We start from the raw sequence: 14193 nt of genomic DNA, 5'->3' as shown, positions 1-14193 counted from the left end.
GTGGGGCGGTCAGCCCTGTTTCATTGCCCACCACTGTATCGCCATTGCGATGAACCAGCACGGCCAGGCGAACCACGGCGAGCGTTTCCACCAGGCCTGCCAGCGGCTGAGGGCGTCGTCATTGAACAGCGCCGGCGCGTCCGAGCGCAGCACCCGGCGCACGCGCAGCCAATTGGCCATGCCGTTGGGGCGGCCGGTGTCGGCCTCCACGATGGTCTTCCACTGGTCGGGATAACGCTTGCGCAGCAACGCGGTGAAACGCCACTGCGCGACGAAGTGCAGGACGAAGAAGGCGACCGAGCCGAGCAGGAGCAGCAGGTAGAGATAGACCGCGATCTGCATGTCGGTCAGCTACCTTTCTCTTTGTCTTTCTTCGTGTCGTCGGTACGGAGAAGGTCGGTGGTGACCACCTCGCGGATCGTCGAGATCACGCCGTTGCCCTGCTGGGCCTTCGAGCAGACCGCGTTGTTGATCGCCTTCTTGTAGGTGTCGTTCTGCATGCCGACATACAGCACGCCGTCGGGACCATGGGCGATCTTGAAGCTGCCCGCCGGGTTCATCTTCACCGGCGCCTCGGCCGAGAACGTGGTGGGCGACTGCTCCCAGTAGGTCTGGCTCTTCTGCTGTTTCGCCGACGAATACACCACGAGGTAGCGGGCCTTGTCGTCCACGACCTTGAACTTGCCGAACGCTCCCGTCGTCTCGCTCGTCCAGCCGATGTATTCGCACAGCTGGATATCTTCCGAATGCAGCGGCTGGAAGGCGTCGTCCAGCAGCACCACCGTGGGCGCGAAGAGGTAGCTCGAACTGAGCCAGCGGCCGTTGAGCTCGGACTTCATCGCGATGGTGTAGGGCAGGTGCGCACCCTGCGGCAGGCGGAAGGCGAGGAAGTAGCTGCGGTCGCCGTTGAGGTTGGCGACGGGACTGTCCTTGCTCAGTTCGAACCGCTGCGGCTGCCAGGGCAGCATGTCCTGGTAGGAAAGGTCGGCGAAGCTGCCGCAGCAAGGCGACGCGTCGTCGAGCGTCTTCCGGGCGATGTCGATGGTGTTCGTCGGGTTCTCCGGCGGACGGAAGTTCGGCGGCACGATCGTGCGGCAAGCCCCCAGCGCGATGAGCGCCAGGGCGAGGAGCAGGAGACGGGGGAGGGATGGGGGCATGATCGTCTCAGTGGGTCAGAACTCGGCACTCCCTGCCGCGCGGGGATACGGAATGGCGTCGCGAATGTTGGCCAGGCCACAGACGTAGACCAGCAGGCGCTCGAAGCCGAGGCCGAAACCGGCATGCGGTACCGTGCCGTAGCGGCGCAGGTCGCGATACCAGTCGTAGGTGGTCTTGTCGAGATGGAACTGGTCCATGCGCCGGTCGAGGTAGTCGAGGCGTTCCTCGCGCTGGGAACCGCCGATGATCTCGCCGATGCCCGGAGCCAGCACGTCCATCGCCGCCACGGTCTTGCCGTCGTCGTTGAGGCGCATGTAGAACGCCTTGATCTGTTCGGGGTAGTTCATGACGACCACGGGACGGCCGATATGTTCCTCGGCGAGGAAGCGCTCGTGTTCGGTCTGGAGGTCGACGCCCCAGGCGACCGGGTGCTCGAACTTCTTGCCGGACTTCTGCAGGATCGCCACGGCCTCGGTGTAATCGATACGCTCGAACGGCTTGGCGATGAAGGCTTCCAGTCGCGTGATGGCGTCCGGCTGCACGCGTTCGGCGAAGAACGCCATGTCGTCGGGGCGCTCATCGAGCACGGCCTTGAAGATGCCCTTGAGGAACAGTTCGGCGAGGTCGGCGTTGTCGTCGAGGTTGGCGAAGGCCACCTCGGGCTCCACCATCCAGAACTCGGCCAGGTGACGCGTGGTGTTGGAGTTCTCGGCGCGGAAGGTGGGGCCGAAGGTGTAGACCTTGCTCATCGCCAGGGCATAGCCCTCGACATTGAGCTGGCCGGACACGGTGAGGAAAGCCTCGCGGCCGAAGAAATCCTTGCGGAAATCGATGCCGCCCTTGTCGTCGCGTGGCAGGTTGGCGAGGTCGAGCGTCGACAGGCGGAACATGTCGCCCGCGCCCTCGGCATCGGACGTGGTGATGATCGGGGTATTGATCCAGAAGAAGCCCTGTTCGGTGAGGATCCGGTGGATCGCCGTCATCATCGTGTGACGAACGCGGGTCACGGCGCCGAAGAGGTTCGTGCGCGGGCGCAGGTGGGCGACCTCGCGGAGGAACTCCATCGAGTGCTGCTTGGGCTGGATCGGGTAGGTGAGGGGGTTCTCGACGAAACCGGTGACTTCGATCCGGGTGGCCTGGATCTCATAGGCCTGGCCCTTGCCCTGTGAAGGCACGAGCTTGCCGGTGGCGATCACGGCGGCCCCGGCCGAGAGACGTTTGACGTCAGTCTCATAATTATCGAGATCGGACGTGGCCACGACCTGGATCGGGGCGAAGCAGGAGCCGTCGCTCACGTTGACGAACGAGAGGCCGCCCTTGGACTCGCGCAGGGTGCGTACCCACCCGCGGACCGTGACTTCGTGTTCCCCCGCGGTCGTACCGCCGGCGAGGGCCTGCTTGACGCTTACCACCGTCATCGATTGAAACTCCAGAAGAGGCGCCGCATCTAAGGGCGCGTAGGACGCGACCTTGCATGATAATGTAAGGGTCGCGTGAACGGCACCGTTCATCGGTATACCACGGGCAGAAAACGTCTTCATGAGCATCCAGATCACCGCCGCCGCTTCCGACCGCATGCGCGCGTTCCTCGCCAAGGCGCCCGACGCCGCGGGCGTGCGCTTCGCCGTCAAGCGGATGGGTTGCTCCGGTTTCGGCTATGTGGTCGATCTGGCCGACACCGTCGCCGAGGACGACCGGGTGCTGGACATCGACGGCATCCGTGTCGTCGTGGACCCGAAGAGCATGCCGCTGGTCGATGGCACCCTGATCGATTTCCAGCGCCAGGGCCTCAACGCGTCCTTCGTCTTCCACAACCCCAACGCCACGGGCGAATGCGGCTGCGGAGAGAGTTTCACCGTTTCCTGAGCCATTTCATGGGCCGAAGGCCCAGTGGTGGGAAGTTCTGTGGGAGCCGCTTCAGCGGCGAAAAGCCAGCGGAGCGGCGTAACCCAGCGGCAATCGCCGGCATGGCCGGCTCCCACACAAGGCCCCCTCCGGCCTGTCCCTTGCGATAACCCCCCGTTTCTCCTTACAATGCGCGGCTGGCCCTCTCTCAGGAGGGTCTTCTTGCCTCACCGCCACGCGCGGGAGGCTGCCATCCCCGGAAGGGGTGCATCCACAAGGAGCCACCATGCGTCATTATGAAGTCGTGTTCCTGGTCCATCCGGACCAGAGCGAACAGGTGCCCGCCATGATCGAGCGTTACAAGACGCTGATCGAAGGCGACAACGGCAAGATCCACCGTCTCGAAGACTGGGGCCGCCGCCAGCTGGCCTACCCGATCGAGAACCTCGCCAAGGCTCACTACGTGATGCTGAACATCGAGGTTTCGCAGAGCGTCCTGAACGAGCTCGAGACGGGTTTCCGTTTCAACGACGCCGTCCTTCGCCACCTCGTGATCCGTCGCGACGAAGCCGACGTCGAGCAGTCCTTCATCCTCAAGAGCAAGGAGAAGGACGAGCAGAAGGGTTCGCGTCGCCGTGACGACGACAGCGACGGCGACGACCGCCGTGGTGGTCGCGACAACGACAACGATCGCGACAGCGACGACTAATCGGGGATCACAACCATGTCCAAGTTTTTCCGCCGCCGCAAGTTCTGCCGCTTCACCGCCGAGGGCGTGAAGGAGATCGATTACAAGGATCTCAACACCCTCCGCCAGTACGTCACCGAAAACGGCAAGATCGTCCCGAGCCGCATCACCGGCACGAAGGCCCGTTACCAGCGCCAGCTGGCGACCGCGATCAAGCGCGCTCGCTTCCTCTCGCTGCTGCCGTACACCGACAACCACGACGTCTGATCTTCCAGGCCCTTCCCGTCAGCGGGAAGGGCCCGATGAAAGACACTCGGACAACCATTATTGGCTGCACGGGGCCCATCCCGTGCTAACGAAAAGGAACATCCCATGGAACTCATCCTCCTCGAGAAGGTGAAGAACCTCGGCAACCTCGGCGACAAGGTCACTGTCAAGCCGGGCTACGGCCGTAACTTCCTCCTCCCGACAGGCAAGGCCGCCCGCGCGACCGCCGCCAACCTCGAAGCGTTCGAAGCCCGTCGCGCCGAGTACGAAGCCAAGGCCAAGGAGCAGCTCTCCGGTGCCGAGGCTCGTGCCGCCAAGCTCGATGGCGCCGAAGTCACCATCGAAGTGAACGCGTCGCCGGAAGGCAAGCTGTTCGGTTCGGTCACCCCGCGTGACGTCGCCGAGGCGCTCACCGCCAAGGGTCTGGACGTCGACAAGAGCGAAGTGATCCAGTCCGAAGGCCCCTTCCGCGTCGTGGGCGAATACGAGGTCGTCATCGTCCTCCACGCCGACGTGCAGCAGACGGTCAAGGTGAAGGTCGTCGGCGCGTAAGCTCCGCGCCACCCGCGATCCCGAGACGGGCGCCGAAAGGCGCCCGTTTTCGTTTCCACCCACAAGTTATCCACAGATTTACCACAGACTTATCCTCTCAACGGGTGAGACGAGCCCGCGTATGATCGACGTCGCGGCCAGCCGTTCCGGCGTGGGCGCCGTCTGCAACACGAGGTAATCCATGTCCTTCAATCCCGAGCGAGGCGAGCGCGGCGAACGCAAGCGCCGTCGCGAGCCCTCCGCCATCGATTCACTGCGCATTCCGCCGCATTCCATCGAGGCCGAACAGGCCGTGCTGGGTGGCCTGATGCTTTCGCCGGATTCCCTGGACAAGGTCGCCGACAAATTGTCGGAGGAAGATTTCTACCGTAGGGATCACCGCCTCATCTGGCGTGCGATCAATGAACTGGCGAACAAGGGCATGCCTTGCGACGCCATCACGCTCGGCGACTGGTTCGTCGCCAACGAGACCGCCGAGATGGTCGGCGGTGCCACCTACCTGATGGAACTGGCGAACTCGACGCCCAGCGCCGCGAACATCGGCGCGTATGGCGACATCGTTCGCGAGAAGTCCGTGCTGCGGCAGTTGATCGATGCCGGTACGTCGATCACCGAGGACGGCTTTCGCCCGGAGGGCAAGAGTGTCCAGGAAGTGATGGAACTGGCCGAGCAGCGCGTCTTCCGCATCGCCGAGTCCGGTGCCCGTGGCAAGAAGGACATCGTGTCGGTGCGCGAGGCCGTGGGCGAAGCCTTCCGCATGCTCACCGAGCGCTACGAGAAGCGCGGGCAGCTCACCGGCCTGTCCACGGGCTTCACCGACCTGGACGAACTGACCTCCGGGTTGCAGCCGTCCGACCTGGTCATCATCGCGGCGCGTCCGTCGATGGGTAAGACCGCGTTCGCGCTGAACCTCGCCGAGGCCGCCGCCATGCGTGGAAAGAAGGCGGTGGCGGTGTTCTCGATGGAAATGTCCGCCTCGCAGCTGGCCTTCCGACTCATCTCCTCGCTGGGCCGTGTCCACGCGCAGCACCTGCGCAACGGCGATCTCGCGGAAGAAGACTGGCCGCGCGTCACCTCCGCGATCACCATGCTTTCGGACGCGAAGATCTTCATCGACGACACGCCGGCGATGTCGCCGGTGGAAATGCGCTCGCGAGCCCGCCGCTTGCAGCGCGAGCACGGTCTGGGCCTCATCGTCATCGACTACCTGCAGCTGATGCAGGTACCCGGCAACTCCGAGAACCGTGCGACGGAGATCTCCGAGATCTCACGCGGCTTGAAGGCGCTGGCGAAGGAACTCAACGTGCCGGTGATCGCCCTCTCGCAGTTGAACCGCTCGCTGGAGCAGCGTGCCGACAAGCGCCCGATGATGTCCGACCTGCGAGAATCCGGCGCTATCGAGCAGGACGCCGACGTGATCATGTTCATCTACCGCGACGAGTACTACAACAAGGAATCGCCCGATAAGGGCCTGGCCGAGATCATCATCGGCAAGCAGCGAAACGGCCCCACGGATACGGTGAAACTGGCCTTCCTCGGTCACTACACGAAGTTCGAGAATTGGGCGCCGGATTCCTACGTGGGCTCGTTCGACTAGGCACCACCAGGCCGTGGGAGCCGCTCGATCTTCTGTGGGAGCCGCTTGATCCGTGGGAGCCCCTCGATCACTGGGATCCGCTTGACCTGTGGGAGCCGCTTCAGCGGCGATCCCGCGGCAGCGGGCCAGGTCGAGGCAAGCACCCATCGCCGCTGAAGCGGCTCCCACACCACCATACGACCGCACGATAGGAACGCGAGGGGACCCGGGATGAAGCGCATCGGTTTCTGGATGGCTGTGTGGTGTCTCGTCTTGGCCGTGGCGTCCGTGGCGACAGCGTCGGCCGCGAATCGCATCGTCCTTCCGGAACATCCCACCCCCGACCAGCGCGCGGACATCGAGCAACGGCTCAACGACTGGCCCTTGCTCGCCCGCTACGCCAGGGATAACGCCACCTACCCGCCACCGAAGCCCGGCGAGAAACGCGTGGTGTTCATGGGTGACTCGATCACGGATTTCTGGGGGCGTCCCGTTGGCGAGTTCTTTCCCGGCCGCGGATACATCAACCGGGGCATAAGCGGACAAACGACGCCGCAGATGCTCGTGCGTTTCCGCGCGGATGTGATCGCGTTGAAGCCGGCGGTGGTGGTGATCCTCGCGGGAACCAACGACATTGCCGGTAATACCGGTGCCTCCTCGCTGGAAATGATCGAGGACAACCTCGCCTCCATGACGGAGCTGGCGCGCGCGCACGGCATCCGTGTCGTGCTGGCCTCGCTGTTGCCTGTCAACGATTACGTGGTGAAGGATCAGACGGCGCGCCGGCCGCCGGCGACGATCCGTACGCTCAACGCATGGATTCGGGAATACGCGGCGCGCGAGCAACTGGCCTTCATCGATTACTACGCCGCGATGGTCGACGCCCACGACGCCTTGAGGAAGGAACTCAGCGACGATGGCCTGCATCCGAACGCGGCGGGCTACAAGGTGATGGCGCCGCTGTCGCAGAAGGCGATCGATGGCGTGCTCGACAGCGGACACTGATGAATCGTGGCGGGCGATCGCTTGCCAATTTTAGGACGACATCCTACTGACCTTCGGGTTGCGGTTCCTTAGCATTTCCGTCGCCCTCAGCAAAGGATCGACCATGGAATTTTTCATCAGGCCGGCCGCCGTCGTCGCGGCTGCGGTGTTCTGCGCCTCGCTGGCCTCGCCCGCCCATGCGGGATTGCCCTTCTTCAACAAGAAGAACAAGGAGCACGACGCGAAGGTGGCGCAGATTCCCCACTGTGCGAAGAAGCTGGGTTCCATTTCGGTCATCGAACCGGAAGCGGGCTTGAAGTGGTGGACGGGGCAGCAACTCCCGGCGCCGTCGAAGCTCATCAAGGTGTTCGTCTCGAAGTCGGGCTGTTTCACCCTCGTCGATCGCAGCAGTGGCATGGACGCCGCCATGCGTGAACGCGCGCTGGCGTCGGGCGGCGAATTGCGTGGGGGCTCGAACATCGGCAAGGGTCAGGTGAAGGCGGCCGACTACGTGCTCGTGCCCGACCTCGTCGACAGCAATCGCGATGCCGGCGGCGGTGGCATTTCCGGCCTCGCGCAGAGCGTGCTCGGCGGGACGGCGGGACGTATCGCCGGCTCGGTCAAGCTCAGCTCCAAGACCGCCGACGTCACTCTTACCGTCACGGACGTGCGTTCGTCCGAGCAGGTGGCGATGGTGGAAGGCCACGGCGAGAAGAACGATATCGGGTTCGGAGGCCAGGGCAATATGTGGGGTAGCCAGAGCCTGGGCTCCGCGGGCCTCGGCGGATACACGAATACCACCCAGGGGCAGGTCATCACCATGGCCTACCTCGACGCGTATACCAAGCTGGTTTCCGAGTTGGGTGGCCTGCCGTCCGATGCGTCGGCGGCGAATAGCCGGCAGTCCGGCACGATGCGCGTCGCCAGCCGCATGTCCGCCAAGGCGGACGGCAAGGGCAACACGATCCGCTCGCTCGAACCCGGCATGCTCGTATACCCGACGGGCGACCGGATCGGACTCATGTGGGAAGTGGAGGACGAACACGGTAATCGCGGGTGGGTATCGTCGGCGGACTTCGACCTCGCTCGATAACCTGGGGGACGCAGGGGGACGCGCTATCCGCCGTGACGCGCCATCTTTGCGCCATACGGTCGCCCAATCGTTACGGCTAGACTGGGCGACCGATCACTACCGCGTTGCTTCGATAGCCATGAGCCGTACCACCGTCGCGACCATCCATCTCGGTGCCCTGCGCCACAACCTCGCCCGCGTCCGCGAGCTCGCGGGCAGCGCCAGGGTCATGGCGGTGGTCAAGGCGGATGCCTACGGCCATGGGCTGGAACGCGTGGCCCGCGCGCTCGATGGCGAGTCCGAGGCGTTTGCCGTGGCGGCCATCGCCGATGGCTTGCGCTTGCGCGCGGCGGGGCATCGGCAGCGGATCGTCGTGCTTTCCGGGCCGGACACGCCCTCCGACATCGCCGAGATGCAGCGCCTGCGTCTGGAGGCGTTGATCCATCACGACGCACAGTTGCCCTGGCTGGCCAGAGCCGATCCGGCCCGTGGACCGCTGCGGGTCTGGATCAAGGTGGATACCGGCATGCACCGGCTCGGTTTTCCACCGGAGCGCGCTCGCGAGGTCCATGCCGCCGTTCTCGCGATGCCCGCGATCGATCGCGAGGTAGGCCTCATGACCCATTTCGCTTCGTCGGAGGAGTTCGAAGGACGAGACACCGCATTGCAGATCGCCCGCTTCAGGGAGGCCACCGAGGGTCTCCAGGGCCCGCGCGCGCTGTCCAACTCGGCGGCCGTGCTCGGCTGGCCGGACGCGCGTGGTGACTGGGTGCGCACCGGTGGCCTGTTGTACGGATTGTCGGTCGTGGAAGGACGTTCGGGCGCCGATTTCGGTTTCCGTCCCGCCATGTCGCTGACGACGCGCCTCGTGGCGATCAACCACCTCGCGAAAGGCGAACGCGTGGGCTACAACGGCACCTACGTCTGTCCCGAGGACATGGCGGTCGGTGTCGCCGCGATCGGCTACGGCGATGGCTACCCACGCAGCGCCATGGTCGGCACGCCGGTGCTGGTCAACGGGCGGATCGCGCCGCTGGTCGGAAGGGTTTCGATGGACCTGATCACGTTGGACCTGCGCCTGGTCCCGGATGCGCGTGTCGGCGACAGGGTGACGCTGTGGGGCGATGGCCTGCCGGTGGAAACCGTGGCGGCCTCGGCCGGCACGATCTCCTACGATCTCACCTGTGGCATGACCCGGCGCGTGCTCTTCGTCGAAGACGAGGCATGACCGCTGCCGAGTTCTTCGCGTATCGTCCCTTGCGACGGCCACGCGCTATATAGCGTCTACTTTTCCACGGATATCTCGAACGATGGCCAAGGCCAAGACCGCCTACGTCTGCACCCAGTGCGGCGCCGAACACAGCAAGTGGCAGGGCCAGTGTGCCGAGTGCAACGAATGGAACGTCCTGTCCGAGTTCGTCGTCCAGGCGGCGAAGCCGAACGCGGTGTCGACCGGTGCGCGTCGTGGCGGCTACGCCGGCGAGGCGGCGGGCGCGCCCAGGATCACGCCGCTCACCGAGGTGTTGCTTACCGCCGAGGCGCGCACGAACACGGGCATCGGTGAACTGGACCGCGTTCTGGGTGGCGGCCTGGTCGATGGATCGGTGGTGCTGATCGGTGGCGATCCCGGCATCGGCAAGTCGACCCTGCTCCTGCAGATGCTCGGTACGTTGGGCGCGGTCCTGCCTAGCCTGTACGTCACCGGCGAAGAATCGCTGGCGCAGGTCGCCGGGCGCGCCCAGCGACTGGATCTTCCGCTCGCCCCACTGCATGCGCTGGCGGAGACGTGCATCGAGCGCATCCTGGAGCAAGCCGCGTCGGCCCGGCCGCGGGTCCTGGTGATCGACTCGATCCAGACGATCTGGACGGAGCTGCTCACGGCGGCCCCGGGATCGGTCAGCCAGGTGCGCGAATCGGCGGCAAAGCTCACGCGTTTCGCCAAGGAGACCGGTACCTCGGTGTTCCTGGTGGGGCATGTGACCAAGGAGGGCGGCATCGCCGGCCCGCGCGTGCTCGAACACATGGTCGACGCGGTGCTGTATTTCGAGGGCGAATCCGGTAGCCGCTTCCGCGTGCTGCGAGCCTTCAAGAACCGCTTCGGTGCGGTGAACGAACTCGGCGTGTTCGCGATGTCCGAGAAGGGTCTGCGCGAGGTCCCCAATCCGTCGGCGATTTTCCTTTCCGCGCACGCCGGCCCCACGGCCGGAAGCGCCGTGATGGTGACCCGCGAGGGCACCCGTCCGCTGCTCGTGGAAGTGCAGGCGCTGGTCGACCAGTCGTCGTTGGGCAATCCTCGCCGCGTCGTGCTGGGCCTGGAACAGAATCGTCTGGCGATGCTGCTCGCCGTATTGCACCGCCACGGTGGCGTGGCCGCCTACGACCAGGACGTCTTCGTCAACGTGGTCGGCGGTATCCGTGTGCAGGAAACCGCATCGGATGTCCCGGTGCTGATGGCGGTCCTGTCGAGCTTGCGCGACCGGCCCTTGCCGGAAAAATCCATCGCCTTCGGCGAGGTCGGCCTATCCGGCGAGATACGGCCGGTGCCCAATGGCGAAGAACGCCTGAAGGAGGCGGCGACGCACGGTTTCCGCCGCGCCGTGGTTCCGGCGGCGAACGCTCCCAAGCGCGGACGGGTGGGCGAGATGGAAGTCATCGGCGTGGAACGCCTCTCGCAAGCGATCGACGCCAGCCGGGAGTGACGGCGAGCCAGGTCGAGGCAAGCATGGTGGGAGCCGACCTTGTCGGCGATCCCGCGGCAGCGGGCCAGGTCGAGGCAAGCACCCATCGCCGACAAGGTCGGCTCCCACCCCTCCACCACGGCGGATTCGCACTGGACGGACGCGGCAACTACGCCGTGCGGTGCAGGATCAGTTCCAGCACCGCCTTGGTGCCGAAGAAGGCAAGCAGCAGGATGCCCATCCCGATCAGGGTGAGGTAGACCGCGCGGATGCCACGCCAGCCGTATTTCCAGCGGCCCCACAACAGTACCCCGAAGACGATCCAGGCGATGATCGACAGCACCGTCTTGTGCACCAGGTGCTGGCTGAACAGGTCGCCGACGAAGAGCGCGCCGGTGATCAGCGTGAGCGTCAGCAGCACGAAACCCACCGCGATCAGGCGAAACAGCAGCACCTCGGTGAGCGTGAGAGGGGGCAGGGCGCGCAGCCAGTGCCCGAAGCGACTGCGGCGCAGCGCGCGTTCCTGGATCGCGAGCAGGATCGCCAGCGCCGCGGCGATCGAGAGGATGCCAAAGGCGAATACCGCGATCGTCACGTGCAATTCGATCTGCCAGCTCATCGACTCCGGCGCCGTGCGCGGCGCCAGGAAGGCATCGACGGCGAGGAAGGCGGCGGACAGCGGGAAGATCAGGATGCCCAGCCCGGCGACGGGCCGCGAGAGGTTGACCACCAGGGTCAGGGCCGATGCGATCCAGGCGACGAGCGACAGGGCGGCGAAGAAGTGCAGGTCCAGGGTGCCGCGATGCGCCGTGAGCAGCAGCGCGGCATGCGCCAGTGCGGCGATCGTCGCCAGTGCCATGCCGACGCGGGCCAGCGGTTGTCCGCCTGTCGCCAGCGGCCGCGCGAGCACGCCCGCGGCGGACAGGTAGAAGGCGACGGCGGCCAGCGAGAGGATGGTGACGATCATGGACGCGCAGTGTGGCATAGCCATCCCGCAGCGTGAATGCGACACGTTGGCATTCGAAGCGTCGCGGCATGGCGGGAGTCCGCTATAATCCGTCGTTTACAGCATTCCGACCCGAATCCCCATGTTCGAATCGCTCAGCCAACGCCTTTCCGAAACCGTCAACCGCCTGCGTGGTCGCGGCCGGCTGACCGAGGAAAACATCCGCGAGACCCTGCGCGAGGTGCGCATCGCCCTGCTCGAGGCCGACGTGGCCCTGCCGGTGGTGAAGGCGCTCATCGAGCGCGTGAAGGTGCGCGCGGTCGGCCAGGAAGTGCTGAAAAGCCTTTCGCCCGGCCAGGCCCTGGTCAAGGTCGTCAGCGACGAACTGACCACGCTGATGGGCGCCGCCAATACGGAACTGAACCTGGCGGCGCAACCGCCGGCGGTCGTGCTGATGGCGGGCCTGCAAGGCGCCGGCAAGACCACCACGGTGGGCAAGCTCGCCCGGTTCCTCAAGGAGCGCAAGAAGAAGCGCGTGATGGTCGTCAGCTGCGACGTCTACCGTCCGGCGGCGATCGAACAGCTGCGCACGCTGGCGGCCCAGGTCGAGGTCTCGTTCTTCCCTTCGGAAGCCGGCCAGGACCCCGTCGCCATCGCGAAGGCGGCCGTTGCCGCCGCCCGGCGCGAGGTGATCGACGTGCTGCTGGTCGATACCGCCGGCCGTCTGCACGTCGACGAGGCGATGATGGGCGAGATCAAGGCCCTCCATGGCGCCCTCGACCCCATCGAAACCCTGTTCGTCGTCGATTCGATGACGGGCCAGGACGCCGCCAACGTGGCCAAGGCCTTCGCCGACGCGTTGCCGCTCACCGGCGTCGTGCTGACCAAGACCGATGGCGACGCCCGCGGCGGTGCGGCGCTGTCGGTGCGTTACATCACGGGCCGTCCGATCAAGTTCCTCGGTGCCGGCGAGAAGAGCGACGCCCTGGAGCCCTTCCACCCGGACCGCGTGGCCCAGCGCATCCTCGGCATGGGCGACGTCTTGTCGCTGGTCGAGGAAGTCGAGCGCAAGGTCGACCAGGAAAAGGCGCAGAAGCTCGCCGAAAAGGTCATCAAGGGTAAGCGCTTCGATCTCAACGATATGCGCGACCAGCTCGAGCAAATGAGCAACATGGGCGGCCTGGCCGGCCTCATGGACAAACTCCCGGGCATGTCCGGAATTCCGGACAGCGTGAAGTCCAAGGTCAACGACAACGAACTCAAGCGCATGGTCGCCATCATCGGCTCCATGACCAAGAAGGAGCGCCGTCACCCGGATCTCCTCAATGGATCGCGCAAGGCTCGCGTCGCCAGGGGCTCGGGGACCCAGCCGGCGGACGTGAACCGCCTGCTCAAGCAGTTCATGCAGATGGAAAAGATGATGTCCAAGCTGTCCAAGGGTGGCAGCAAGGGCCTGCTTCGCCAGATGCGCGGCGCCATGAAGGGCATGGGCGGCATGGGCGGCATGGGCGGGATGATGCCGCCGCGCTGAGCGCTATTCACGGAAGGGGCTGAACCCCCTTCCATTTTTGGAAACTTTCGCTAAAATGTCCGGCTTTACCGCGCCCGCTTCTCGCGCGCGCCTTGCCGGTCTGCGGCATTCTGGAGCTCGTAACTTATGGTCAAGATTCGTCTTTCGCGCGGTGGCGCCAAGGGCCGTCCGTTTTATCACGTCGTCGTGACCGACCAGCGCAGCCCGCGCGACGGTCGTAACATCGAGCGTGTCGGCTACTACAACCCGGTTGCTTCGGGCGCCGACAAGCGCCTCGAACTCGACGTCGCCAAGGTCCAGGCCTGGGTGGCGAAGGGTGCGCAGCTGACCGACAAGGTCCGTGCCCTCGTGAAGGAAGCCGGCAAGCTGGCTGCTTGATGTCGACGGAGTCCGGTAAGCGCGTCCGGGTCGGACGCATTGTCGGGCTCCACGGCGTGCAGGGTCAGGTCAAGCTCGAAAGCTGGACCGAGCCCCGCATCCAGATTTTCCGTTACCAGCCCTGGCTGCTGACCGCGCCGGGCGTGGAACGGGAGATGGACGGAATCCGAGGACGCGCGCAGGGCAAGGGCATTGTCGCCAGCCTGCCGGGTATCGAGGATCGCGACCAGGCGGCTGCGCTGGTCGGCTGCGAGATCACGGTCTCGCGCGATACACTGCCGCCGCCCTCGCCGGGCGAGTTCTACTGGACCGACCTCGAGGGTCTCGAGGTCGTCACCACGGAGGACACGAACCTGGGACGGGTGAGCCATCTTTTCGCCACCGGCGCCAACGACGTCATGGTGGTGAAGGACGGCGACAGGGAGCGATTGATTCCGTTCGTCCAGGGCCCCTACGTGCATTCGGTCGATTTCGACGCCGGGCGCATCGTGGTGGACTGGGACCCCGAGTTCTGAACA

Annotated in this window: 16 protein-coding genes; 12 read left to right on the top strand and 4 right to left on the bottom strand. The window is 65.3% G+C overall.

Annotation, left to right across the window (positions count from 1 at the left end):
- Positions 1 to 9: 9 nt before the first annotated feature.
- From ACR9Y6_RS09015 to asnS, 3 genes are read right to left on the bottom strand one after another with little or no spacing between them, the layout of a single operon-like run.
- A complete protein-coding gene (locus tag ACR9Y6_RS09015; RefSeq protein ID WP_481280978.1) occupies positions 10 to 342 on the bottom strand; it encodes a hypothetical protein in 333 nt (110 codons plus the stop codon).
- 5 nt (positions 343 to 347) lie between these two features.
- A complete protein-coding gene (locus ACR9Y6_RS09010; protein ID WP_481280977.1) occupies positions 348 to 1157 on the bottom strand; it encodes a MalM family protein in 810 nt (269 codons plus the stop codon).
- A gap of 15 nt (positions 1158 to 1172) precedes the next feature.
- Positions 1173 to 2576: an asparagine--tRNA ligase gene (gene asnS / locus ACR9Y6_RS09005; RefSeq protein ID WP_481280976.1), complete on the bottom strand. Its 1404-nt coding sequence runs from the start codon at positions 2574 to 2576 to the stop codon at positions 1173 to 1175.
- Positions 2577 to 2697: 121 nt separating this feature from the next.
- Here asnS and ACR9Y6_RS09000 point away from each other — a divergent pair, with 121 nt between their 5' ends.
- The 9 genes from ACR9Y6_RS09000 to radA all read left to right on the top strand — a co-directional run bounded on the left by ACR9Y6_RS09000 (position 2698) and on the right by radA (position 10841).
- Positions 2698 to 3024 carry a HesB/IscA family protein gene (locus ACR9Y6_RS09000; protein ID WP_481280975.1) on the top strand — a complete coding sequence of 109 codons (327 nt, stop codon included), beginning with the start codon at positions 2698 to 2700 and terminating at the stop codon, positions 3022 to 3024.
- A gap of 265 nt (positions 3025 to 3289) precedes the next feature.
- Positions 3290 to 3712: a 30S ribosomal protein S6 gene (rpsF, locus tag ACR9Y6_RS08995; protein ID WP_306851350.1), complete on the top strand. Its 423-nt coding sequence runs from the start codon at positions 3290 to 3292 to the stop codon at positions 3710 to 3712.
- 15 nt (positions 3713 to 3727) lie between these two features.
- Positions 3728 to 3958 carry a 30S ribosomal protein S18 gene (gene rpsR / locus ACR9Y6_RS08990; protein WP_029214018.1) on the top strand — a complete coding sequence of 77 codons (231 nt, stop codon included), beginning with the start codon at positions 3728 to 3730 and terminating at the stop codon, positions 3956 to 3958.
- 105 nt (positions 3959 to 4063) lie between these two features.
- A complete protein-coding gene (gene rplI / locus ACR9Y6_RS08985; RefSeq protein WP_481280974.1) occupies positions 4064 to 4510 on the top strand; it encodes a 50S ribosomal protein L9 in 447 nt (148 codons plus the stop codon).
- A 181-nt stretch (positions 4511 to 4691) separates the two neighbouring features.
- Complete coding sequence (locus ACR9Y6_RS08980; protein ID WP_429197508.1) at positions 4692 to 6107, top strand: replicative DNA helicase; 1416 nt, start codon at positions 4692 to 4694, stop codon at positions 6105 to 6107.
- Between the two features lie 210 nt (positions 6108 to 6317).
- Positions 6318 to 7091, top strand: a complete 774-nt coding sequence (locus ACR9Y6_RS08975; RefSeq protein WP_481280973.1) for an SGNH/GDSL hydrolase family protein — start codon at positions 6318 to 6320, stop codon at positions 7089 to 7091.
- A 103-nt stretch (positions 7092 to 7194) separates the two neighbouring features.
- Positions 7195 to 8163: a CsgG/HfaB family protein gene (locus tag ACR9Y6_RS08970; RefSeq protein ID WP_481280972.1), complete on the top strand. Its 969-nt coding sequence runs from the start codon at positions 7195 to 7197 to the stop codon at positions 8161 to 8163.
- 118 nt (positions 8164 to 8281) lie between these two features.
- Positions 8282 to 9370, top strand: a complete 1089-nt coding sequence (gene alr / locus ACR9Y6_RS08965) for an alanine racemase (RefSeq protein ID WP_481280971.1) — start codon at positions 8282 to 8284, stop codon at positions 9368 to 9370.
- 82 nt (positions 9371 to 9452) lie between these two features.
- Positions 9453 to 10841, top strand: coding sequence for a DNA repair protein RadA (radA, locus tag ACR9Y6_RS08960; RefSeq protein ID WP_481280970.1), 1389 nt, complete (start codon positions 9453 to 9455; stop codon positions 10839 to 10841).
- A 148-nt stretch (positions 10842 to 10989) separates the two neighbouring features.
- On the opposite strand, the gene ACR9Y6_RS08955 is transcribed toward radA, so the two are convergent.
- Positions 10990 to 11787, bottom strand: a complete 798-nt coding sequence (locus ACR9Y6_RS08955; RefSeq protein ID WP_481280969.1) for a cytochrome C assembly family protein — start codon at positions 11785 to 11787, stop codon at positions 10990 to 10992.
- Between the two features lie 121 nt (positions 11788 to 11908).
- Between ACR9Y6_RS08955 and ffh the strand changes: the two genes are divergently transcribed.
- The 3 genes from ffh to rimM all read left to right on the top strand — a co-directional run bounded on the left by ffh (position 11909) and on the right by rimM (position 14190).
- Entirely contained in the window at positions 11909 to 13297 is a 1389-nt protein-coding gene (gene ffh / locus ACR9Y6_RS08950; RefSeq protein WP_481280968.1) for a signal recognition particle protein, read from the top strand.
- Between the two features lie 126 nt (positions 13298 to 13423).
- Positions 13424 to 13675 (top strand): 30S ribosomal protein S16, encoded by a 252-nt coding sequence (rpsP, locus tag ACR9Y6_RS08945; RefSeq protein ID WP_029213716.1) that lies wholly within the window; start codon positions 13424 to 13426, stop codon positions 13673 to 13675.
- Positions 13675 to 14190 (top strand): ribosome maturation factor RimM, encoded by a 516-nt coding sequence (gene rimM / locus ACR9Y6_RS08940; protein ID WP_481280967.1) that lies wholly within the window; start codon positions 13675 to 13677, stop codon positions 14188 to 14190. The genes rpsP and rimM overlap by 1 nt, the downstream gene beginning before the upstream one ends.
- The last annotated feature ends 3 nt before the right edge of the window (positions 14191 to 14193 follow it).

The organism is Luteibacter sp. TLI7-4A (assembly GCF_056754745.1).
This window is presented reverse-complemented; position numbering and strand designations above follow the sequence as displayed.